The sequence below is a fragment of the Streptomyces tropicalis genome, assembly GCF_029269835.1.
Lineage (GTDB): Bacteria > Actinomycetota > Actinomycetes > Streptomycetales > Streptomycetaceae > Streptomyces > Streptomyces tropicalis.
In genome coordinates this window covers 1-23210 of the sequence record NZ_JARJBB010000039.1, presented here as the reverse complement: position 1 = coordinate 23210, position 23210 = coordinate 1, and the positions used below count along the sequence as shown (strand labels likewise).

The following is a 23210-nucleotide window of genomic DNA, read 5'->3' as shown; positions in this document are numbered from 1 at the left end:
CCGTACCCCGGGCCGCCCCCGCCCCCGTACCCGGGGCTCCCGCCCGGACCCTCGGCGCCGGGCGGCCCGCCCGGTTATGAGGCGATCCCCGCCGGCGCCTTCGACCCGCGGGCGCTGACCGACTTCCAGCTCGACGAACTGGCCCACCGGCTCGTCGACCGGATCACCCGGCAGATCCGCACCGAACTGCGCCAGGACCGCGAGCGCGTCGGCAGGCTCCGCGACCCCCGCCCCTGACCGCACCCCGGCCCCCGCCCCCGCCCGAGACCCCGCACGAAAGGCCCGCCCCATGTCCCGCCAAGACCCGGGATCCACCATCTGGTTCACCCTCAGCATCGACGGGGAGAGCCTCGGCTACTTCAACGGGTGCGAGGGGCTGTCGTCGCAGGTCGAGGTCGAGCACCGGCAGGAGGGCGGCAACAACGGCTTCGTCTGGCAGCTGCCGACCCGGGTCACCTTCTCCACGATCCGGCTGACCCGGCCGCTCACCCCGGACACCGCGAAGGTCGCCCAGTGGATCTCGTCCGTGCAGACGGGGATCAAGCGGCCCACCGCCCAGATCGCGGCGCTGCGCGCCGACGGCTCGGAGGTCGCCCGCTGGGGCCTGATCGACGTGCTGCCGGTCAGCTGGCAGGGCCCGAGCCTGGACCCCGCCAACCCGTCCGTGGCGACCGAGGTCCTCGAGATCGCCCACCACGGCTTCACCGACTGAAGGGGGAGGACACCGCATGGCCAAGGGCAGCAGGGGCGCGGGCAGCAGCCTCGTACGCGCCACGCTCGCGATCCACGAGCCCCCCGTCGGCTACAGCACCACGCCGGGCGGGCTGATCCGCACGTTCGGCTTCGACTTCAACCCGGCGCAGCTCACCCTGGCCCGCCGCGCCCAGTGGAAGGCCACCCCGGCGCCCGTCGAACGCGACGGCTCGCTCCCGGAGTTCATGGGAACCGAGCCGCGGGAGCTGGGCGTGGAGGTGTTCCTCGACTCCTCCGACGAGCCGACCGGCAACACCGTCCTGAAGAAGGTCGAGTCGCTGCTGGCCTGCTGCGAGGTGACGACGAAGAGCATCGCCGCCAAGCAGCCGTCGCCGCCGTGGGTGGTGTTCCAGTGGGGGTCCTTCTCCACCGCCCGGTTCACCGCGTACGTCGGCAGCGTCGACGCCTCGTACACCCTCTTCGGCACCACCGGCGTGCCCATCCGCGCCACCTGCCGGCTGCAGCTCCACGAGATCCCCAGCAGGACCAAGGGGCAGAACCCGACCTCGGGCGCGCTCACCGCGCAGCGCGTGCACCGGGTCGTCGCGGGCGACTCGCTGCAGTCGCTGGCCTGGCGGGAGTACGGCGACGCCTCCGCCTGGCGCGCCATCGCCGAGGCCAACGCCGTCGACGACCCCGCCCGGCTGCCCACCGGCGTCGAACTCGTCCTGCCCGCCGCCGAGGAGGTGCGTCCCTGATGGTGCAGTACGCCTTCTCCAACGTCATCGACGTCCGCATCGGCGGCGCCAGGCTGCCCGCCGAGTACACCCGGCTGCTCGTCGACGGGCACGTGGACCAGGGCATGGGCGTGCCCGCGGCCTTCCGGCTCACCTTCCGCGACCCGCACCGGTTGCTGCTCGGCAAGCTCGGGGTCACCTTCGGCACCCCGGTCCGTCTCGCGCCGGTCGCCGACGGCCAGGGCGCCGCCGACCCGCTGCTCACCGGCGAGGTCACCGGCCTGGAGGCCGACTACGACGGCACCGGCAGCTTCGCCGTGATCCGCGGCTACGACCGGGGGTTCCGGCTGATGCGGCGGCGCCGGGTCGCCGCGTACCGGAACCAGAGCGCCTCCGACATCGCCCGGAAGCTGGCCGCGCAGGGCGGGGTGCCCGTCGGGCGGATCGAGTCGACGCGCACCGTCTACGACTTCATCTCCCAGTCCGACGTCACCGACTGGGACTTCCTCGCCCGGCTCGCCGACGAGAACGAGATGGTCATGTCGGTGAACGCGGACGGCCGGTTCGAGTTCGTCCGGCCCCGCTCCGCGTCCGGCGCGCCGTCCCCCGGCACCGACGGGGAGAAGAGCCCCTTCGTCCTCCAGGCGGGCCACGACATCCTGCGGCTGCGGGCCGCGGTGACCGCCGCCGACCAGGTCGGCCGGGTCGAGGCGCGCGGCTGGGACGTCACGGCGAAGAAGAAGCTCACCGTCACCTCGCCCGCAGCCGCCAACCCCGGCTTCGGCATCGGCTCCACCCCCGGCGAGGCGGCCGCCGTCTTCAAGCCGGCCACCCTGGTGGAGACGACGACGCCCCGCGACCGGCAGTCCGAGGTGAAGTCCGCCGCCGACGCCCTCGCCGACGACGTCACCTCCTCCTTCGCCGAACTGGAGGTCGTCGCCCGCGGCAACCCCCGGCTGCGGCCCGGCGTGCCGGTCGCCCTCGCCGACGTGGGGGAGCCGTTCCGGGGCAAGTACACGGCCACCTCCGTGCGCCACCACTTCGGCGACGGCCGGCACTACGAGACGACGGTCACCGTCAGCGGCCGCCAGTGGCGCTCCCTGTACGGGCTGGCCTCCGGCGGCACCAGCGGCGCCCCCCGGCTGCCGGGCGTCGCCAACGCCCTGGTCACCGACGTGCAGGACCCGCTCAGGCAGGGCCGGGTGAAGCTCCAGTTCCCCTGGCTCGACGACACCTACGTCAGCGACTGGACCCGGGTGATGCAGTGGGGCGGCAAGAACGGCGGCGGCGTCTTCCCGATGGACGTCGGCGACGAGGTGCTGGTCGCCTTCGACCGGGGCGCCCTGGACCACCCGTTCGTCATCGGCGGCCTCTACAACGGCCGCGACCGGCCGACCGTGGTGAGCGACGTGCCCCTGCACGACGGGCTGCGCAAGCAGGCGTCCCGGCACACGGTCTCCGACCGGCGCGGCAACCGCATGGACCTGCTCAGCCAGCAGACCGGAGCCCGCAGGCAGGGCGTCCGGCTGGCCACCGGCAACGACAAGCTGGTCATCAACCTGGACCGCACCAGGACCGAGATCACCGTGGACAGCAAGGGCGCGGTCCGGATCAAGGGCAGCCGCTCGGTCAGCGTGGAGGCGGGCACCGACCTGACGCTGAGCGCGCGGCGCAACCTGACCATCAAGAGCGGCGGCTCCCTCGACATCCAGGGAGGCCGGCTGGTCAACATCCGCGCCGTCGGCGGGATCCTCGCCCTGGACGCCGCGGGCGCGCTGAACATGAAGGCGCTCGGCGCGGCCAACCTCAGCGCGACCGCCTCCATCCAGATCAACTCCGTCGCCACCGTGGGCATCCGGGCCGCCACCGTGCCGATCACGGGCGTGCTGACCTCGAACGGCATGCCGGTGATGGTGGTGCCGGCATGAGCGGGCGACCCCTCGTCAGGAAAGGTCAGGTGCACGGCTGATGGCCGAGCAGTTCGTCGGATCCGGCTGGTCGTTCCCGCTGCGCATCGGGCCGACCGGGGGCATCGCGCTGGTCAGCGGCGAGCGGGAGATCGAGGAGGCCGTCCGGCTGATCCTGTCCACCGCGCCGGGCGAGCGGCCGATGCGCCCCGACTTCGGCTGCGCCATCCACGACCTCGTCTTCGCCCCGGTCAACGAGCAGACCGCGGGCCGCATCCAGCACGAGGTGTACGTCAGCCTCGACCGCTGGGAGCCGCGCATCGAGGTCACCGACGTGGAGGTCACCGCGGGCGGCGACCGCAGCGTGCTCCACATCGACGTCCGCTACGCGATCCGCGGCACCAACAACCCGCGCAGTCTCGTCTTCCCCTTCTACGTCATCCCGTCCCACGAGGAACCGGGCACCGGTGACGGCCCCGCCGCCTCCCCCGAAAGCGACCGCTGATGGCCCTGCCCTCCCCCAACCTCGACGACCGCCGCTTCCAGCAGTTCGTCGACGACGCCAAGCGCTACATCCAGCAGCGCGCCCCGGAGTGGACCGACCACAACGTCTCCGACCCCGGTGTCACCCTCGTCGAGACGGTCGCCCACATGGCCGACCAGATCGTCTACCGGCTCAACCGGGTCCCGGAGAAGAACCACCTGGCCTTCCTGGACCTGGTCGGCATCACCCTCTTCCCGCCGTCCGCCGCCCGTACCGAGGTGACGTTCTGGCTCTCCGCACCCCAGGAGGAGCCCGTGCCGGTGCCGGCCGGCACCGAGGTCGCCACCGTGCGCACGGAGGTGCAGGAAGCGGTCGTCTTCGCCACCGAACGCGCCCTCACCGTCCAGCCGTGCAGCCTGCGTTCCCTGGTGGTGCAGCAGCGGGGCGAACCGGTCGCCGACCGGACCCACGACCTCGTCGAGGGCAAGGACGTGCTCTGCTTCGCCGAGTCGCCCGAACCCGGCGACTGCATGCTGCTCGGCCTGACCTCCGCCGTCCCGCACTGCGCGGTCGCCCTGGAACTGGACAGCCGCGTCGACGGCGTCGGCGTCGACCCGCGCCAGCCGCCGCTGCGGTGGGAGGCGTGGACCGAGGACGGCTGGCAGCCCTGCGAGGTCGACCGCGACGGCACCGGCGGCCTCAACCGGCCCGGCGCGGTCGTCCTGCACGTCCCCGGCGGGCACGTCCTCTCGCGCACCGGCGGCCAGGAGGCCGGCTGGCTGCGCTGCCGGGTCACCCGGCCGCTGCCCGGCCAGCCCTTCTACTCCACCTCGCCGACCGTGCGCTCCGCCGAGGCGTTCACCGTCGGCGGCACCACCGTCGCCGTGCACGCCGAGACCGTCCACGACGAGGCGCTCGGCGAGTCGACCGGCCTGCCCGGGCAGCGGCTGCGCCTCCAGCACGCGCCCGTCGTCGGCGACGACCCGCCGCTGCTGCTGCAGACCGCAGAGCACGACGGCTGGACCGACTGGCGGGTGGTGGCGAACTTCGCCGCCTCCGGCCCCGGCGACCGGCACGTCACCCTCGACGCCACCACCGGTGAGATCGCCTTCGGCCCGGCGGTGCGCGAACGCGACGGCTCCCTGCGCCAGTACGGGGCGGTCGCCCCCAAGGGCGCGGTCGTGCGCGCCCGCCGCTACCGCACCGGCGGCGGCCGGGCCGGCAACGTGGCCCGCGGCGCCGTGCAGGTGCTGCGCACCTCCATCCCGTACGTCGGAGAGGTCGTCAACCGGGAGGCGGCGCGCGGCGGGGTCGACGGCGAGACCGTCGAGGAGGCCAAGGTCCGCGCGCCGATCACCCTGCGCGCGCAGGAACGGGCCGTGACCCTGCGGGACTACGAGGAGCTCGCCCGCCGCGCCGCGCCGGAGGCCGCCCGGATCACCTGCCTGGAGGGTGAGGAGAGCGAGCACGGCTCCTACGCGGTCCGGGTCCTGGTGGTGCCGCAGGCCGTGCCCGACCCCGGCGGCCGGCTCCGCTTCGAGCAGCTCGTGCCGGGCGACACCCTGCTGGACCGCATCACCCGCCACCTCGACGAGCGGCGCCTGATCGGCACCCGGCTCGCCGTCGGGCCGCCCTTCTACCAGGGCGTGACGGTGGTGGCCACGGTGCACGCCTTCCGCGGCGCCGACACCGACCGGGTGCGCCGCCGGGCCCACGACGCGCTGTACCGGCACCTGGACCCGCTGACCGGCGGCGCGGACGGCACCGGCTGGCGCTTCGGCCGGCCGGTGCAGTCGGGCGAGGTCTTCGCGGTGCTCCAGCGGGTCCCGGGCGTGGAACTCGTCGACGAGGTGATCCTGCACCCGGCGGACCCCCTGACCGGCAAGCGCGGCGACCCCACCGACCGGATCGACCTGAAGGCGCCGTCGCTGGTGTTCTCCTACGACCACCGGGTCCGCGTGATCGGGGACGGCTCGTGACGCGCCCGGCCGCAGTCTCCGCGGGAGGTGTGCGGTGAGGGGGTCCGTCGACGGGCTGGGCTCGTCGGCGCCCATCGGGGCGATGCTGCCGGCGGTGTTCGCCGACGACGACCTGGCACAGCGGTTCGTCGCCGGCCTGGACGACGTGCTCGCCCCCGTCCACAACGTCCTGGACTGCGCCGACACCTACTTCGACCCGGCGCTCGCCCCGCTGGACTTCGCCCGCTGGCTGGGCGGCTGGGTGGGCGCGGAGACCGACGGCACGGAACCGGAGGCGCGGCTGCGGGCCGCCGTCGCCGCCGCCGCGCACCTGCACCGCATCCGCGGCACCCGGCACGGCCTGGCCGAGGCGGTGCGGCTCGCGTTCGGCGCGGAGCCGGAGATCACCGAGAGCGGGGGAGCGGCGTGGAGCGCCCGCCCGCTCGGTCCGGTACCGGGCGAGCCCCGGCCCCGGCTCCACGTCCACCTGCGCCTGCCCGCGCCGACCCCGGCGGACGAGCACCGCCTGGACTCCCTGGTCGCCGCCGCCCGGCCCGCCCACATGCCGTACACGGTCCAGGTGACCGCCGCCGAAAGGATTCCGGAGACATGACCACCCAGAACTGCGCCGAGTGCGGCACCCCCGCGCGGGCGGGCCAGTCGTTCTGCGACGCGTGCGGCGCCGTCCTGAGCTGGACCGGCCGCCCGGCCGGTGCGGGCGCGGGGTCCGGCCCGGAAGCGGAGCGCACCCCGGCCCGCGCCACGGCCCACGGCCACGCCACCGCCCCACCGTCCACGACATCCGGCCCGTCCGGTGCATCCGGCTCGTCCGGTACGGCTCCGGGCGGCGCGGCGGGGGCCGGAGGCGCGGGTGCGCCGTCGTCCGGCCCGTCCGGAGCGTCCGGTGCGTTCGGCGGGGCCTCCGGTGGTGCGGCGGGGGCCGCGGGGCCCGGCGCGCCGGCGACCGGTGCCGCTTCCGGGGGCGCCTCCGCGGGCGGGGCGGCCACGGGGTCGGACCCGTCGGCGCCCTGGGGCGCCCCGGCGGGGGCGGCCGCGGGTCCCGGCTCCTCCGGTACGGCTCGGGGCGGCGCCGCAGGGGACGCGGACACGCGTCCCGCGGGCGGCCCGGGCGCCGACGGCGCGTGGGACGCGCCGGGCCCCGGCGGCGCGGGCGTCCCGGGCCGCGCGGCGCACGCCGGGGAGGCGAGCCCGTCCGGCGCGCCCCGGGCGCGGACCACGGGCGGAGCGCCCGCCGCGGCCCCCGGCTCCGGTGCGCCCGCCATGCGGTCGGCCGGTTACGGCGCCCGCGAGTCCGCGACCGGGCGGCCGGAAGGCGGTTCGTCCGCGAACCCGGCCGGATCCGGCGGGGCCCCCCGCGGCGTCCCCGCGGACCCCCACGCGCCGGGCGGGTTCCCGCCCGGCCACGGCCCCACCCCGGGGACACCGGGTCGGCCCACCGGCGCCCCCGGTACCGGGGGCCCGCCCTCGGACGGGGGTGCGCCGCACGGCTGGGGCGCGGGCGGAACGGATCCCGGAGCCGGTGCCCGCGGGGCGGGCACCGAGGCCGGTGGGACGGGCGGCGCCCGTGCCGGCGGCCACGGTGCGGACCCCGCCGGGCCGGCCACCGCTCCGACGCGGCCGATCGGCGCCGCGTCCCCCGCCGGCGGCGGTCACGACGTGCCGCCCGCCGGGGAGCGCCCCGGCACACCGGACGGCACCGGCAGCGGCGCGGGGGCGACGGACCGTACGGAGAACGCCGACGCGGCCGACAGCCTGTCCGCCCGCGCCCGCTCCCTGCTCGTGCCCGTCGCGGACCCCTCGGAACGGCCCGACGCCGCCCCCTCGGTGGCCCCCGTGCTGCCGGGCCGCCCGGTGGACGACCGGCCGCAGGTCCGGGCGCCCGGCTGGGAGCAGGGCGCCGTCGACGGCCCGCCCTGCCCCTGGTGCGCCACGCCCAACCGCGCCGACCGGCACTTCTGCGCCCGCTGCGCCATGCCGATGGCGGGGGAGGAGAGCGTCCCGGGCCCGCGCCCGTGGTGGCGCCGGCTGCTGGAGGGCCGCCGCCACGAGACCCCGTGGGCGGGCGACCGGCCCCGGTTGCGCCGCACCTTCGACCGCATCCTGAGCTGGCTGGTCGCCGCCGTCGTCCTCACCCTGCTGATCCTGGCCGGGGTGAACGCCCCGAAGGCCGTGCAGGCGACCCGCGACCACTTCGCCCAGCGCGCCCCGGTCGCCCCGGACCGGGTGCTGGCGTCCCGTTCCTATCCCGGGCACAAGCCGCAGCTGGCCTTCGACAAGCTCAACAACACCTGGTGGGGTCCGGGCGTGACCCAGTCCGGCCAGGGGCAGTGGATCGAGGCCCGCTTCGACGAGCCGACGCGTCTGCTGGACGTCGTCGTCACCCCGGGCGTCTCCACCCGTCCCGACCAGCTGACGCGGTCGGCGCTGCCGCACCGGATCACCGCGACGATCACCGCGGCGGACGGGACGAAGTCGACCCGGGAGCTCACGCTCGACCAGGGGGCGGGCGGCCAGCGCCGCGCGTTCCGCGTCGGCACGGTGACCGCCGTCCGCTTCACCGTCGACTCGGCGTACATGGCCTCGTCGACCAAGCAGGTGGCCATCGCCGAGATCGAGTTCTTCGGCCCGTCGAACGCGAGCGCGTCCTGAACGGGTCGGGGGGTGGACCGCGCCTTGGCGGTCCACCCCCCCGGTGCGGTGCCCGGTGGTCCGGGCACCGGGGCCGTCGTGCGTCAGTTCACGCACACCAGCCCGAGCACGCACAGCCCCGACGGCGAGGTGGACGAGGTGGTGGGGCCCGACTGCGCGGCACCCGACCCGCCGGACCCGGAGGACGTGCCCGTGCCCGAGCCCGAGCCCGTGGTCGAGGACGACCCCGACCCCGAGGAGGTGCCGGAGCCGGTGGACGCGGTGGGCGTGGTGGACGTCCGGCTCGCCGAACCGGTGGACGCCGAGCCCGTGCCGGAGCCGGACGCGCCGCCCGCCGACGGGGCCGCCACCGAGGACGCCGAGCCGGAGGAGGCCGAGTGCGTCACGGTGTGCGTCGTGGTGGGCGCGGTCGGACGCGGGGTGGCGGCCGAGTCCGGGTGCACGTCCGGGGCCGAGGCGCCGTGCGTCGCCGGCGCGGAGTGCCGGTGCGCGGTGCCGGCCGTCGGGGACGACGAGGACGACGAGGACGGGGACGACGCGTGGTCGCCGGTCTGCGGCGACGTCGTCAGCAGGTGCTGCTGCGGCAGCGAGGCGCCCGTGTTCGCGGCGTCCGGAGTGGCGGCGGCCTGGGTGCTGGTGCCGGACTCCCGCTGCATCGAGGCGACGGTCAGACCGCCGCCGACCAGGGCGACGGCGGTCGCGACCAGGGCCCGGCGCTGGGTCTTCTTCCAGCGGGCCAGCCGGCGGCGCCGGGCCGCCCGGCCCAGCCGTGCGGGCGCCACGCCCACCACGTTCGCGTCCGCCGGCCCGGCCGGCGCCGCGTCCGCGGTCCGCTCCAGGGGCGCGTCCGCGGCGCCCGCAGGGGCTCCCGCGGCGGCCGTCGGCGCCGTGGCGTCCAGCGGGGACCGAGCGGCCCGCGGGGCCGCCGGGGCCCCGGCGGCCGGATCGCCGGGAAGCCGGCCGGCGCTGCGCCACGTACCCGAGGACGTGACGTGCCAGCCGGCGTTCATCCGGGCCGCCGGGCCGGGCGTCGCCTGCGGGGCGGGGGCCGGGGCCCCGGCGCCGGAAGGGCGGGCCGAGGGGATGTGGGGGGCGATGTCCGGGGCGTAGGCACCGCACCCGGGGCACACCAGAGCGCCGTTGAGATGCCGGCGACACGAGGAGCAGTAGTCCATCCGCGGTCTTCCTGATCGGCACGCCGAGGGCACACCTGCCGTGGCGTGGGCACGTTCGCACGTGGAATCGAGCGGCCAGTCACGCTAACGGGGCTTTCGAAAGACTGAGTGCAGCCTGTGTGATGCTCGTGCGTGGATTCTCGGTGGGCCTCGCGCAGACGGGGTCCGGGGTGTTGCCGGACACACGGCTCCGTGGCACGGGGGGGCGTCCGGCAGGCCGGACGTTCACCCTGCAGTTGCGCAATGCTGCAACTGTTTCGTTATGCTTCCGGCGATTCGCGACAGGCGGCTCGCCCGGCGAGACGTCTGGAGGAAGGACGGAACGTGCAGAACGGTGCGACGGCGCGGGCCGTGCCCGGGGACGGGGTGCGGGTCGGCCGGATCGGGCGGTCCCCGGTGCGCTGGCACCACGCCCTGCTGACCCTGTGGACGGTCGTCTGGTTCGTCATGGCCGAGCGCCATGCGGCGGTGTCCTGGCACTACCTGAGAACCGGCCAGGAACTCCTCTTCAGCGGAGTGCCCGGCGGCGGTCTGGCGCTGTACGCCAACCACCCCGAGCTGCAGATCGGCCCCGTCAGCTTCCTCGTCGCCGGGCTGTTCGCACCCTTCCCGGCGGTGCTGGGCGAGAAACTCGCCGACGCCTTCATGTCCGGCCTGGGCCTGTACATGCTGGTCCTGATCGGCCGGGCCGCCGCCGACCACTACCGCGGCACCGGGCTGAACCACCGGCGGCTCCAGCAGCGCGTCCTGATCGCCGGCGCGGCCTTCATTCCGATGTGGGTGGAGGTGTCGGTGCGGTTCGCGCACCTGGACGACGTCCTGGCGCTGTTCTTCACCACGCTCGCCGTCCGCGCGCTGGTCCGCGGCAACGCCACCGCCGTCGGCGTCCTGCTGGCGCTCGCCGTGGACTCCAAGCCCTGGGCGGTGGGGTTCCTGCCGCTGCTCCTGGCGCTGCCCCGGCCGGCGCGGCTGCGGTCCGCGGGCTGGCTGGTGGGGCTGGTGGCGGCCGCCTGGCTGCCCTTCTACCTCACCCATCTGGAGACGTTCGCCGCGGCGCGGTTCACCATCCCCAACCAGGCCGCGTCCTCGCTGCGGTGGTTCGGCGTGAGCGACCCGGCCACCCCGTGGTGGGACCGCCCGGCCCAGATGGCGCTCGGCATGGCGCTGGGCGCGCTCGCGGTGCGCCGGCACCGCTGGCCGGCCGTGGTGCTGCTGGCCGCCGACGCGCGGATCGTGCTCGACCCGAGCGTGTACACGTACTACAACGCCTCGGTGCTCCTCGGCACGCTGCTCTGGGACTCGATCGGGCGCCGCCGGCTGGTGCCCTGGGTGAGCTGGATCGCGCTCATCTCCCTGTACGGCAGCGCGCTGCTGGTGCCGTCCGACTCCATACGGGGGCTGATCCGGCTCGCGTTCGCCGTCGGATCCGCGGTCTACGTCCTGTGGTCCCCGCAGCGCACCCCCCGCGGGCGGCGCCGCGGCGGGGGCGGCGCGGTCCCGCCGGTCCTGCCCGGGCAGGCCGTGCGCGGCCCGGACGACGCACTCCGGCCCGCGGGCGGGTCCGCTCCGCTCAGGCCAGGTCCGTCAGTTCCTCGGCGTACACCTGGGACAGCGGCTGAGGGCCCACGTACTGCTGGCAGTTGCACTGGCCCGGCTCGTAACGCAGCGGCTGCTTGTGCTCGTCCCAGGCCGTCGGCACCTCCACCCGCTCGTGGCACCGGCCGTTCCGGTCGTGCTTGGCCAGATGATGCGTACAGCCGCACACCGGCTCCGGCGGCCTTTTCGCCGCCTCCAGGGCGAGGCGTTCCGCCTTCGCCTCCTGCATGATCTCCATCCTGCGCCGGTGCCGGTTGCGCAGCGCGGTGCGGCCGGTCTCCGCGAACCACGCGAAGCCCCCCGTCCAGAACGCGATGAGCACCCACCAGAACCAGTCCATCGGTCCCCCTCCCCCGTACGGCGCCGGCGTCCTGCCGCCACCACGGCACCGGGCCGCGCGACCAGGATAGGCGCGGGGGGCGCGCGTGTCCCGCCCGCGCACAGGCGCCCAAGCCCCGCTCCGCACACCGCGGTTGCCCACCCGGCGCCCCCGGCCCGCCCGCTCCCGTGGCTCCGACTCCGGCGGCTCCGGCTCTCCGGAAGCACCCCGGCTCCCGGCTCCGGTACGGATCCGGGCCCCCGTCGGCCACGGCTCCGGGCGGGGCGGCCGGGATGCGAGGGCCCGGTCGGCTATGGCTCTTGGGCAGGGCGGCCGGGATGCGTCCTGCACACCGTGACGGTCCCGCCGCAGGCCCCGGTCGGCCATGGCTCCGGGGCGGGGCGGCCGGGATGCGAGGGCCCGGACGGCTATGGCTCTTGGGCGGGGCGGCCGGGATGCGAGGCCCCGGTCGGCCATGGCTCCCGGGTGGGACGGCCGGATGCGAGGCCCCCGTCGGCTACGGCTCCCGCGGTACCGGGCCCGCCTGCTCCCCGACCTCCACCGCGCCCCCACCGGCACGACGAGCACCCCGGCCCGCCCCACCCTGGACGACGACCCGCCCGGGCCCCTCCCTCACCGGCCGGTTCCCCCGGGCGCCGACGACGGCCCCGCCCCCGGCGCCCGGGACCGCACCGCTCCGTGCCGCCGCGCCGCCCACGTCACCGCGGGCGGCGGGCTCCGGCTCGTCGGGTGCCGGCCGGTGTCCCCGCCCGGAGGCGGCCGCGACCCCGGCGCCCACGACCGCACCGCTGCATGCCGCCGCGCCGCCCGACTCGCCGTGGGCGGCGGCCCGGGCCGGCTCCTCCTGCGCCGGACCGTTTCCTCGCAGGGGCGGGGCGGGTGCGCCGGCGCCGGAGCCGCCCGCCCTCGCAGCCCGCCCAGGCGCCGGAACGGCAGCGCACGCCCCGCCGGGCACAGCCCCTGCGCCGGGCCCGTAGCCGGGGCGGGACACCGGATCCGCAGACGGGCGAAGCGCCGGGTCCGCAGGCGGGCGGAACGGCGCACCCGCGGACGGGTGAGGCGCCGGACCCCCGGAGGGGCGGGGCGCCGTCGGCCCCCCGGCCGTGCCGACGGCCGGGCGCGGGACGGGGCCGACCCGCACGGCCAGGGCACCGGCCCGGCGCAGGAGGCGGGCCGGGCTGCGGTCGTGCAGCAGGCCCAGGACGATCGCCGCGGCCACCGCGATCAGGTGCTCCCGTCCGGCGAGGTTCGGCTTGGCGATCGACTCCCACACCATCGAGCCGCCGGTGAGGACGAAGACCACGGGCGCCCGCCGGACCACCGACAGATACGTGAACAGGCCGACCACCGCGGCCGACGGCCCGGTGTCGAGCACCTGCCCGATCTCCGGCGGCAGCCCCAGCCCCCACCGGCCCGGCCCCATCGCGACCATCACCCGCACCGTCAGGGTCCCGGCGAGCGTGGTCGCGTAGGAGACGAAGAGTGTCCGGCCCCGACCCAGTGTCAGTTCGGCCAGCGCGAACGCGAGGAACAGCTGGGTGATCCCGGCCCACACCGGCAGGTCCAGCGCCGGGACGTAGAGGGACACCGGGGTGCGCGACAGGGCCAGCCAGAGCGGCAGATCGGCCCTCACCCCGCCGACCAGCCGGACCGCCACCTCCCCCGCCGGCCGCTGCGCCAGCGCATGGAAGAAGATCACCCCGAAGGCGGCGACGAAGGCCAGCACCAGCCCGGACAGCCCGCGGTGCATCAGCCGGCGCACCGGATCGACGACGATGCCGTGCCACTCCGCACGCAGGGTCCGGCCGGTGAAGCGGGCGGCCCGCACCAGGCCGTCCCGCGCCAGGCCGTCCCGCGTCAGGCCGTCCCGCGCCCGTCGCCGTCCCGCCCCCCGGGACCGGTCCGGCCGGCGTCCCTGCCCGCCGTGTCCCCGCTCGGCTCCTCGCAGCACTTCCCCCGACCCCCAGCCACATCCGACACCCGTATGGACCGCTGTGCGCGCCGTCACGTTGCCTCGGCCCCCCGGCAGCCTGCTCACCGCGCAGCCGTGTCACTCCCGTCATTTCCCGCCACACGGGTTTCTGTTTACCGAAAAAACGCCCGAACACGGCGATTGTCGGTGGTGGTGGAGCGGGCCGGGCGCGCGTCCCGCTCACAGCTCCTTCGCGGGCCAGTCGAGCAGGCGGGCCCCGATGACGGCCGTCTGGAGCATGTAGCGGTGCGCCGGGTCCGCCGGGTCGGCGCCGGTGAGCCGGCGGATGCGCTCCAGCCGGTAGGTCAGGGCCCGCACGCTCAGTGACAGCCGGCGGGCGGCCTCGGCGGCCACGCACCCGGAGTCGAAGTAGACGGAGAGCGTGTCGAGCAGCGGCTGCGCGCCGCCGCGGGCCGCGGTCAGCGGGCCGAGCGTGCCCGCGACGAGGTCCGCCATGGCCTGGCGGTCCCGGGTCAGTACCGGGTAGACCAGCAGGTCCGCCGCGCGCAGCACGGGGTCGTCGAGGCCGAGCCGCTCGGCCAGTTCGAGGGCGTTGAGCGCCTCCTCGTAGGACTGGACGATCCCGCCGGGCCCGGGCCGGGGGCGGCCGAGGGCGACCTGGCCGCCGCCGCCAGCCGCCTGCGCCGCCCGCGCGAAGTGCGTGAGCACCTCCTGCTGGTGGCCGGGCGCGATGCACAGCAGCCGTCCGTCCCGGGTGGTGAGCAGCACGCTGCGGTCGCCGAACCGGGCGAGCATCGCCCGCTCCACCTGCCGGGGCGCGGCGTCCCCCTCGCCCCAGCGGACCGGGCCGCGGGCGACGGCGACCGCGTGGGCGTGGGAGAGCCGCAGGCCGAATCGTTCCGCCTGCTCGGCGAGCCGGCCGAGGTCGCTGCGGCCGTGCAACAGGTCGTCGATGAACTCGCGGCGGGCCGCCTCCTCGCGGCGCACCGTCAGCCGCTGTGCGCGCTCGTACCCTTCCGCGAAGGCGTCGACGGCCTGCTGCACCACCGCCAGCGCCCGGTCCGCCGAGCCGGGGACCGGCGGCCACGCCGCCCGCGCCGCCGCCAGGTGCGCGCCGACCAGCACCCGCAGCCCGTGACCGGCCTCCGCGGCCCGCTCGCCCAGGCCCGGCGCTCCTCGATCTCGTCCCGGGTCAGCCGCCGGCCGGTGGCCGCGACGTCGGCCAGCGTCCGGGCATACCCCTCCAGATACTGCTCGAACGCCTCGAGCTCCGTCACGCCGTCCCCCCGGATCCTGACGCGCCGGTGACGGATCCTCGGCGGCCCACCGGCATCGAGACCCTAGTGAACACTGCCGGACACCGGCAATGCGCGGGCGCACGCGCCGCGGGCACCATGACGGCACGGGGGAGCACTGCTGAAGGACCCCGGTGCCGTGCACCACGGTGTCCGGCACCGGGGTCCGACGGCGGGACGCCCGCCCCGTCCCCGACCCGCCCCCGGCGCCACCTGCGCCGCCACCGGCCGTTACTCACTTTCGGGTGACGGTCCTCCCGCCACCGGGGTGGCGCGCTCCGGCGGACGGGCCCTCCCGGCCGGGCGCGGCAAGGCTCCCGGCTCCTTCACGGCGTCAACCTGGTGCATTCGCCGCGTATATGGACCTTGCAGCCGAGAGTCACGGAAATGTGCGTGATGGGTAACACGGTTCACGTTTCACACACATTCCCTGCGCATGACGGACATGGTTGGTGCTGCGCGGCCAAGCCGGCCGCCACCGCACGCAGCACAGCCCGCGGACCACGGCCCACGCCGCCCGCGGAGTTGCGCCCGAACAAGCAGGGGGACCTGTGTCCGTTGTTGCTTCCGTGACCGCCCGCCGTCTCGCCGCCGCCGCCGTCGCGGCCGGCTCCCTCGTCGGAGCCCTGGCGCTGCCCGCGTCCGCCGCCGACCACGGCCCGCGTGCCCGCGAGGCGGTCTCCATCAGCGGCGTCCGCCACGAGGCCGGCGCCCGTGACGACCGCTCCAACCGCGCCCTGAACCAGGAGTGGGTGCAGATCACCAACGACACCCGCCGCGGCGTCAACCTCGACGGGTGGACGCTCTCGGACGCGGACGGCCACACCTTCACCTTCCACCACTACCGGCTCGACGGCCGCTCCACGGTCCGCGTGCACACCGGCTACGGCCGTGACACCCGCACCGACCTCTACCAGGACCGCAACCGGTCCGTGTGGGACCGCCGCTCGGACACGGCGACCCTGCGCAACGACCACGGCCGCTTCGTCGACGCCGTCCGCTGGGGCGGCGACCGCCGGGGTGACGAGCGGGGCGGCCGCCGCCACCACTGATCCCCGGCACCGCCGCACGGCGCGCCGTCCCTCCCGGGGCGGCGCGCCGTCCGCGTTCCCGGCCGAGAAGCCCACGCCGGGCGCCGCGGGGCCTGTGACATCATGACCACCCCTCAGGGCCCCGGGCCGGGCCGTGGCGCTCCCGGACGGTGCCCGCGCACGACACCACCTGCCGGACCGACTCGGGAAACGGGCGACTCGACACCATGAAGAACGGCCACACGGCGCTGACGATGCAGGACGCCGTCCTCACCCTGCAGAACTACTGGAGCGGCAACGGCTGCATGATCACGCAGCCGCTGAACACGGAGGTGGGTGCCGGCACCGCCAACCCCGCCACGGCGCTGCGGGTGCTCGGTCCCGAACCCTGGAGCGTCGCCTACGTCGAGCCGAGCGTGCGCCCCGACGACTCCCGCTACGGCGAGAACCCCAACCGCCTGCAGACCCACACCCAGTTCCAGGTGATCCTCAAGCCCGACCCGGGCAACCCGCAGGAGCTGTACCTGGGCAGCCTCAGGGCGCTCGGCGTCGACCTCGCCGCCCACGACGTCCGCTTCGTGGAGGACAACTGGGCCTCCCCCGCGCTCGGCGCCTGGGGCCTGGGCTGGGAGGTCTGGCTGGACGGCATGGAGATCACCCAGTTCACCTACTTCCAGCAGGTCGGCGGGGTCTCCCTGTCCCCGGTGTCGGTCGAGATCACCTACGGCCTCGAACGCATCCTGATGAACCTCCAGGGCGTCTCCCACTTCAAGGACATCGTCTACGCCCCGGGCATCACCTACGGCGAGGTGTTCGGCCAGAACGAGTACGAGATGAGCCGCTACTACCTCGACGACGCCGACGTCGACACCAACCGCGGCCTGTTCGAGGCGTACGCGGCCGAGGCGCGTCGCCTGCTCGACCTGGAACTGCCCGTCCCGGCGTACACCTACGTCCTCAAGTGCAGCCACACCTTCAACGTGCTCGACGCGCGCGGCGCCATCAGCACCACCGAGCGCGCCAAGGCGTTCGCGCTGATGCGGGGCCTGACGCACGAGTCGGCCCAGCTGTGGGTGCGCCGCCGCACCGCCCTGGAGCACCCGCTCGGCGTGACACCGGCGCCCGCCCCCGCCGTGCGCGCCCCGCTGCCCGCGGTCTCCGGACCCGAGACGCTGCTGTTCGAGATCGGCCTGGAGGAACTGCCGCACGCGGACGTCCAGGCCACCGCCGACGCCGTCCGCGAGTCCGTCACCACCCGGCTCGCCGCCACCCGGCTGCGGCACGGCCCGGTCACCGTCACCACCACCCCGCGCCGCGTCGTCGTCATCGTCGAGAACGTCGACGCGCGCGAACCCGACACCACCAGGACCGTGCGCGGCCCCAAGAAGGCCGCCGCGTACCGCGACGGAGCCGCCACCCCCGCCCTGCTCGGCTTCGCCCGCAGCCAGGGCGTCGACCCGGCCGGCCTGCACGTCCTGGAGGCGAACGGCACCGAATACATGGCCGCCACCCTCGACATGCCCGGCCGCCCGGCGCCCGAGGTGCTCGGCGACCTCCTCTCCGAGGTCGTCTCCTCCCTGCGCGCGGGCCGCAACATGCGCTGGCGGGACCCCTCGCTGTCCTTCTCCCGCCCGGTCCGCTGGCTGCTCGCCCTGCTCGGCCGCACCCCGCTGCCCGTCACCGTCTCCGCCCTCGCCGCGAGCGACCTCACGCGCGTCCACCGCACCGCCCCGGACCCGGTGGTCCGGGTGACGACCGCCGAGGGCTACGCCCACTTCCTCCAGATGCACGGCATCCTGCTGGACCGCCGGGCCCGCCGGGACGCGGTGGTGCGCGGAGCCCTGGACCTGGCGACCGAGGCCGGCGGACAGGTCGACCTGGACGGCGAGTCGGCGCTGATCGACGAGATCACCGACATCGTCGAGTTCCCGCACCCGATCCGCGGCTCCTTCGACGAGCGCTACCTCGAACTGCCCGCCGCCGTCCTGACCACCGTGATGCGCAAGCACCAGCGCTACCTGCCGGTGCTGGACGGCGACCGGCTCATGCCGCACTTCATCACCTTCGCCAACGGCCTGTGCGACGACGCCGCCGTACGGGCCGGCAACGAGGCGGTGCTGCGCGCCCGCTACGAGGACGCCGCGTTCTTCTGGCGGGCCGACCTGAAGGCGGCCCCCGAGGAACTCCGCGGCCGCCTGGACCAGCTGACCTTCGAGGACCGGCTCGGCACCGTGGCCGACCGCGCCGACCGCATCGCCGCCGTCGCGCTCGACCTCGCCGAGCGGGCCGGCCTCCCCGAGGAGGCGGCCGCCACCGTCCGGCGGGCCGGCGAACTGGCCAAGTTCGACCTGGCGTCGCAGATGGTGGTCGAGTTCTCCGGCCTGGCCGGAGTGATGGCCGAGGAGTACGCCCGCCGCGCCGGCGAGTCCGAGGACGTCGCCCGGGCCCTGTCCGGCATGGAGCTGCCCCGCTCCGCGGGCGGCGCCCTGCCGGACACCGACCCCGGCGCCGTGCTCTCCCTCGCCGACCGGTTCGACCTGGTGACCGGCATGTTCGTGATCGGCGCCGTGCCGACCGGCAGCTCCGACCCGTACGGCGTGCGGCGTGCCGCCATCGGCCTGCTCAACGTCCTGCGGAGCGTGCCCGCGACGGCCGGGATCCGGGTGGCCGACGGCCTCGCCGCCGCGGCCGCGCGCTACACCGCCCAGGGCGTCGAGGTCCCCGCCGAACGCCTCGCGGAGGCCGCCGAGCTGATCGCCCGCCGCTACGAGCAGCAGCTCACGGACGCCGGACACGAACACCGCCTCGTCCAGGCCGTACTGGTGCGGGCCGACCGCCCCGCCGACGCCGACCTGACCCTCGCCACCCTGGAACGGCACGCGGACACCGAGGAGTTCGGCGCGCTCACCGCCGCGCTCCAGCGGGTCGTGCGCATCCTGCCCGGTGGCACCCCCGAGGACGGCGCCCCCGCGGCCGACCGGTCCCTGCTGACGGCACCCGCCGAGCTGCGCCTCGCCGAGGCCGCCGACGCGGCGCGCACCGCCCTGCGGGGCCGCGAGGACGACCTCGCCGCGCTGATCGAGTACTCCGGCCCGCTGGTCGCCGCCGTGGGCGCCTTCTTCGACGAGGTGCTCGTGATGGACCCCGACCTCGCGGTCCGCGCGGCCCGGCTGGCCCTCCTGGAGGACGTGGCGGCCCTGGCCCGCACCACGCTGAACTGGAGCGCGCTCTAGGCGTCCGGCCGGATCCGGATTCCGGGCCCGCAGCCCGGCCGGGCCCGGATTCCGGGCCCGCAGCCGCAGCCGTGCGAGCGGCCGCCTCCCCACGGGAGTGGGCGGCGGCCCCGCGCGGGCGCATCCGCGCGAGATGTCGCGCGACACACCGGACGATACGATGAAAGCGGCATGACACCCCACGGAGTGCCCCTGTCCGTGCACAGGCGGCACGGTCCACGTGGGGTGATCTGCGCTCGGCGTGACGCGGCGAGGCCTCTCCCTCCTCGGCGCCCGTGCGAGGCCGCCGTCGCGGGAGACGGAGCCGTCACGCCCCCGGTCGTACGGACAGCTCCCCTGGGAGGTCGAAAATGAACCGGACACGTCGTCTCGCAGCCCTCTCCGTCCTCATCGCCCCCGCCCTCGCACTGACCCCCGCCCTCACCGCCCACGCGGCGAGCACCTCCGCACCCCGGGCGGCATCCGCCGGGATGTGCCACGTCGAGCGGGAGTCCAACGGCACGTACCACCTGTGGGGCATGGGCTTCGCCTCCCGCGCCAGGGTGAGCTACTCCGGCTCCAGCTCCGGCACGGTCGCCACGGACCACGCGGGCCGCTTCGACGTCGACGGCCTCAGCGGCAGCAGGTTCGTCGTCCGCACCCCCAACGGGAAGGCGTCGCTCACCTGCGGCATGGTCAACCACTGAGCGCATGCGCCGCATCCGAGCGAGCCCCGGGCCCCGGCCCGGGGCTCGCCCCGGCTCGGGCGCCCCGCAAAACGGGTTGAGCAAGGGGCGCCCCTGCGATACCCATGCAGGATGATGCGAGGCAGCAAGGTCGGGCTGCGGGCCCGCCACGAAGCGGACGTGCCCGTGCTCCACGAGGAGCTGTACGACGACGTGCTCGTCCGCTCCCGCGCCGACACCCGCCCCTGGCAGCCGATCGCCCACGAGGCCGGCCGTTCCCCCTTCGCCGCGACCGAACCGAAGGACGGCGCGGCCTCCTTCTCGGTGGTCGAACTCGCCTCGCAGGAACTCGCCGGCGCGGCCCTGCTGTGGAACATCGACCCGCACAACCGGACGGCCCACCTGGGCATCACGGTGCGCCCCGCGTTCCGCGGCCGCGGCCTCGGCTCCGACATCGTGCGCGTCCTGTGCGAGTACGGCTTCGCGGTGCGGGGCATGCAGCGGCTCCAGGTGGACACCCTCGCGGACAACACCGCGATGATCACCGCCGCGACGAAGGCGGGCTTCACCACCGAGGGCACCCTGCGCCGCGCCGCCTGGGTCTACGGCGCCTTCCACGACGTGACCCTCCTGGGCCTCCTCGCCGACGAGTGGACCCCCTGATCCGGCGGTGCGGGCCCTGATCCGCCGGTCCGGGCCCTGACCCCGAACGCCCACCGTCCGCACGTGGCCCGCACCCCGGTGGAGGACCTGGCGGGGGTCCGGGTGCACGAGGTCTCCCATCTCCTGCGCGACCACCACGGGCGGGGCGAGAGGTGTGCGCGCGAACACGAGGAGCACGGACCGGGCGAGCGAAGCGGGAGGGGGGCCGCGGCCGCGGGCCGGGAGAGGCTGCGGCGGAACATCGCCGCGGACTTCGAGATCAACGACGACATCTACGGCGACGGTCTGCCCGTGCCTGCCGGGGCGGTGCTGCCGTCGCTGCCGCGGCTGCCCGCCGGTCTGCTGATGGAGGAGTACCTGCGGACGGCGTCGCCGGCCGGGCTCGCCGGGGACCTGGCCCGGCTGGACTGCGGCAGTGGTGCCGACGGGCAGGACCGGCCGTGGGGGCTGGGGTCCGACGGGGCACACGGGCTGAGCAGACAGCAGCGGGACGCGGTCCGCTTCCGGGTCACGGAGGGGATCAAGGGCCGGCCGGGCGATGCGCCGGAGGGGTGGCGCCGGTGGGCGGAGGAGGCGTTCCGTCCGTCCCAGCCGTGGCGGCAGTTGCTGGGGGCGGCGGTCCGCTCGGCGGTGGGCGCGCCGGGGGTGGGCGAGAACCACAGCTACCGGCGTCCGTCCCGGCGCTCAGCCGGTGTCCCCGGGGTGCTCCTGCCGAGCCTGTGCCGCACTCCGCCCCGGATCTGCGTCGTGATCGACACCTCCGGGTCGGTGAGCGACGCCGAGCTGGGCAGCGCGCTGCTGGAGGTGACGGCGATCTCGCGGGCGGTGGGCGGGCGGCGCGACCTGGTCTCGGTGCTCTCCTGCGACGCGGCGGCCGGGGTAGCCGTCCCGCTCTGCCGTGCCGAGGACATCGTGTTGATCGGCGGCGGCGGAACGGATCTGCGCTCCGGTTTCGCCCGGGCGCTCCGCTCCCGGCCACGCCCGGACGTGATCGTCGCCCTGACGGACGGCCAGACCCCGTGGCCCTCCGCGCAGCCGCCCTGCCGCACCGTCGTCGGTCTCTTCCCCCGCCCTGCCCGCACCGTGGACGAGGAGAACCCCGACTACGTCCCGGACGCCCCACCCCCCTGGGCACGCGTCGTCACCATCAGCTGAGCGGGCGCGGCGGGGCGGCGGCGGACGACGGGATGTTCTGGTTGCCGTGGAAGAAGTTGTCCGGGTCGTAGGCGTGTTTGACCGCGGCCAGCCGGTCGTAGTTGCCGCGGTAGGTGGACCGGACGCGCTGCGGGCCCTCGGCCTCTCCGAGGAAGTTGACGTACGAGCCGCCCATGGAGTGGGGGTGCAGATCGGTCCAGTAGTCGACGCACCACTGCCGGATCAGGTCGGCGTTGGCCGGATCGGGGTCTATGCCGCCGATGACGCCGGACCACACGGCGTCCCGGTAGGCCCAGGCCGTGTCGCCGGGGCCGACCCGGTGGGCCGCGCCGTCCACCGGATACAGGTGCATCGTCGACAGGTCGGTGGGGATGCCCCGCCCGTATCTCTCGTGCACCGCTACGGCGTCGTCGGAGATGGTGTCGAAGAAGTCGCCGCGCCAGTACCACTGCAGTCCCTTGGGGAGCAGCTGGTCGAACATGGTCTGCAGGGCCGGGTAGGGCATGGGTGAGGTGAAGTGGAAGGCGGGCGGCGCCGGGTCGTTGACCGCCGACCGCACCTCCTCCAACCGGCCGGCCCCGGGGTCGCCCGTGCAGCACCAGACCACGCCGCACACCTTCTGCCCGTGGACCGCCTCCGGGAAGGGCGGCCCGGGCGGGACGACCAGGATCGCGAAGAAGCCGGTGAGGTCCTCCGGCGCGGCGGGCAGGAACTCCCGGTACCACCGCAGCACTTCGCCCGTACGCTCGATCGGCCACAGGGTCACCGCCACCCCGACCGTGTGCACGGGGTGCAGCCGGTACGTGAAGGACGTGACCACGCCGAAGTTGCCGCCGCCGCCCCGCAGCGCCCAGAAGAGATCAGGATGGTCCTCCTCGGAGGCGGTGACGAGCCTTCCGTCGGCCAGGACGACGTCCGCGGCGACCAGGCTGTCGATCGTCAGCCCGTACGTGCGGGTCAGGTAGCCGTGCCCGCCGCCGAGCGTGAGACCGCCCAGCCCGGTGGTCGACACGATCCCGGCCGGCACGCCCCGGCCGAAGGCGTGTGTCTCGTGGTCCAGGTCGCCCTGCAGACTGCCTCCGCCCACCTGCGCGGTCGCGGCCTGCGGGTCGACCCGGACCCAGCGCATCGGGGACAGGTCGAGGGTGAGCCCGCCGTCGATCAGGCACAGCCCCGGCCCGCTGTGTCCGCCGCCCCGTACCGCGAGGTCGACCCCTGTGTCCTGGGCGAAGGCGACGGTCGCCCGTACGTCCGCCACGCCCGTGCACCGGGCGACGGCGGCCGGACGCCGGTCGATCATGGCGTTGTAGACGCTGCGGGTCTCGTCGTAGTCCGCGTCCCGCGGCGTGACCACACGTCCTCGCACGGCGGCGCGCAGGCTGTCGAAAGTGGTTGCGTCGATGTCGCTCATGGGCGGACCCCCTTGGCAGCTCCGCGGGATCGATGAGGCCACCCCATCCAGTGTGACGCGGATCACCGGGGTGCGCGACGTGTGAGCGTTCGTGAGCGAGTGCCGTCTCGCCGCGGTGACGCGGCCGCCCTTCAGCCGTCAGCCGGTGACGGTCCAGGTGTCGGTGCCGGTGAGGAGGGCGGCGAGGTCGCCTTTGCCGTGTTGTTCGGTGGCGGTGTCGAGTTGGTCGGCCATGGCGGTGTCGTAGACGGGGCGGTCGATGGA

At 75.5% G+C, this 23210-nt stretch carries 16 protein-coding genes and 3 pseudogenes; 13 read left to right on the top strand and 6 right to left on the bottom strand.

The features are described 5' to 3' along the window. The 8 genes and pseudogenes from P3H78_RS31700 to P3H78_RS31665 all read left to right on the top strand — a co-directional run. Positions 1 to 237, top strand: a pseudogene (locus P3H78_RS31700) (hypothetical protein); the annotation flags it as partial. 52 nt (positions 238 to 289) lie between these two features. Beyond that, positions 290 to 712, top strand: a complete 423-nt coding sequence (locus P3H78_RS31695; protein WP_276112639.1) for a phage tail protein — start codon at positions 290 to 292, stop codon at positions 710 to 712. 16 nt (positions 713 to 728) lie between these two features. Then, positions 729 to 1451 carry a CIS tube protein gene (locus P3H78_RS31690; RefSeq protein ID WP_276112638.1) on the top strand — a complete coding sequence of 241 codons (723 nt, stop codon included), beginning with the start codon at positions 729 to 731 and terminating at the stop codon, positions 1449 to 1451. After that, positions 1451 to 3358, top strand: a complete 1908-nt coding sequence (locus P3H78_RS31685) for a VgrG-related protein (RefSeq protein ID WP_276112637.1) — start codon at positions 1451 to 1453, stop codon at positions 3356 to 3358. Before P3H78_RS31690 ends, P3H78_RS31685 begins: the two co-directional genes overlap by 1 nt. Positions 3359 to 3398: 40 nt before the next feature. Further along, positions 3399 to 3842 carry a GPW/gp25 family protein gene (locus P3H78_RS31680; RefSeq protein ID WP_276112636.1) on the top strand — a complete coding sequence of 148 codons (444 nt, stop codon included), beginning with the start codon at positions 3399 to 3401 and terminating at the stop codon, positions 3840 to 3842. Further along, a complete protein-coding gene (locus tag P3H78_RS31675) occupies positions 3842 to 5800 on the top strand; it encodes a putative baseplate assembly protein (RefSeq protein ID WP_276112635.1) in 1959 nt (652 codons plus the stop codon). Before P3H78_RS31680 ends, P3H78_RS31675 begins: the two co-directional genes overlap by 1 nt. Positions 5801 to 5834: 34 nt before the next feature. Further along, positions 5835 to 6392, top strand: a complete 558-nt coding sequence (locus P3H78_RS31670) for a phage tail protein (protein WP_276112634.1) — start codon at positions 5835 to 5837, stop codon at positions 6390 to 6392. Positions 6393 to 7060: 668 nt separating this feature from the next. Further along, positions 7061 to 8449 (top strand): NADase-type glycan-binding domain-containing protein, encoded by a 1389-nt coding sequence (locus P3H78_RS31665; RefSeq protein ID WP_438828078.1) that lies wholly within the window; start codon positions 7061 to 7063, stop codon positions 8447 to 8449. Between the two features lie 83 nt (positions 8450 to 8532). Here P3H78_RS31665 and P3H78_RS33640 read toward each other — a convergent pair whose 3' ends face one another. From P3H78_RS33640 to P3H78_RS31640, 4 genes and pseudogenes are all read right to left on the bottom strand, one after another. After that, positions 8533 to 9624, bottom strand: a complete 1092-nt coding sequence (locus P3H78_RS33640; protein WP_438828077.1) for an SCO2400 family protein — start codon at positions 9622 to 9624, stop codon at positions 8533 to 8535. 1570 nt (positions 9625 to 11194) lie between these two features. Then, positions 11195 to 11560, bottom strand: a complete 366-nt coding sequence (locus P3H78_RS31650) for a hypothetical protein (RefSeq protein ID WP_276112632.1) — start codon at positions 11558 to 11560, stop codon at positions 11195 to 11197. Between the two features lie 496 nt (positions 11561 to 12056). Continuing rightward, entirely contained in the window at positions 12057 to 13511 is a 1455-nt protein-coding gene (locus tag P3H78_RS33635; protein WP_438828076.1) for a hypothetical protein, read from the bottom strand. Between the two features lie 201 nt (positions 13512 to 13712). Next, positions 13713 to 14770 (bottom strand): annotated as a pseudogene (locus P3H78_RS31640) (PucR family transcriptional regulator). Between the two features lie 587 nt (positions 14771 to 15357). Between P3H78_RS31640 and P3H78_RS31635 the strand changes: the two are divergent. From P3H78_RS31635 to P3H78_RS31615, 5 genes are all read left to right on the top strand, one after another. Beyond that, positions 15358 to 15840 carry a lamin tail domain-containing protein gene (locus P3H78_RS31635; protein WP_276112631.1) on the top strand — a complete coding sequence of 161 codons (483 nt, stop codon included), beginning with the start codon at positions 15358 to 15360 and terminating at the stop codon, positions 15838 to 15840. Between the two features lie 206 nt (positions 15841 to 16046). Continuing rightward, on the top strand, positions 16047 to 19052 hold the full coding sequence (locus tag P3H78_RS31630; RefSeq protein ID WP_276112630.1) for a glycine--tRNA ligase: 3006 nt from the start codon (positions 16047 to 16049) through the stop codon (positions 19050 to 19052). Positions 19053 to 19402: 350 nt separating this feature from the next. Then, a complete protein-coding gene (locus tag P3H78_RS31625) occupies positions 19403 to 19738 on the top strand; it encodes a hypothetical protein (protein ID WP_276112629.1) in 336 nt (111 codons plus the stop codon). A 111-nt stretch (positions 19739 to 19849) separates the two neighbouring features. Continuing rightward, positions 19850 to 20380: a GNAT family N-acetyltransferase gene (locus P3H78_RS31620; protein ID WP_276112628.1), complete on the top strand. Its 531-nt coding sequence runs from the start codon at positions 19850 to 19852 to the stop codon at positions 20378 to 20380. A 63-nt stretch (positions 20381 to 20443) separates the two neighbouring features. Next, complete coding sequence (locus P3H78_RS31615) at positions 20444 to 21535, top strand: vWA domain-containing protein (RefSeq protein WP_276112627.1); 1092 nt, start codon at positions 20444 to 20446, stop codon at positions 21533 to 21535. Here the strand turns inward: P3H78_RS31615 and P3H78_RS31610 are convergent. Together P3H78_RS31610 and P3H78_RS31605 are read right to left on the bottom strand one after the other, a co-directional pair. Further along, positions 21528 to 22946, bottom strand: a complete 1419-nt coding sequence (locus P3H78_RS31610) for an FAD-binding oxidoreductase (RefSeq protein WP_276112626.1) — start codon at positions 22944 to 22946, stop codon at positions 21528 to 21530. The genes P3H78_RS31615 and P3H78_RS31610 overlap by 8 nt on opposite strands. 138 nt (positions 22947 to 23084) lie before the next feature. After that, positions 23085 to 23210 (bottom strand): annotated as a pseudogene (locus P3H78_RS31605) (2-oxoacid:ferredoxin oxidoreductase subunit beta); the annotation flags it as partial.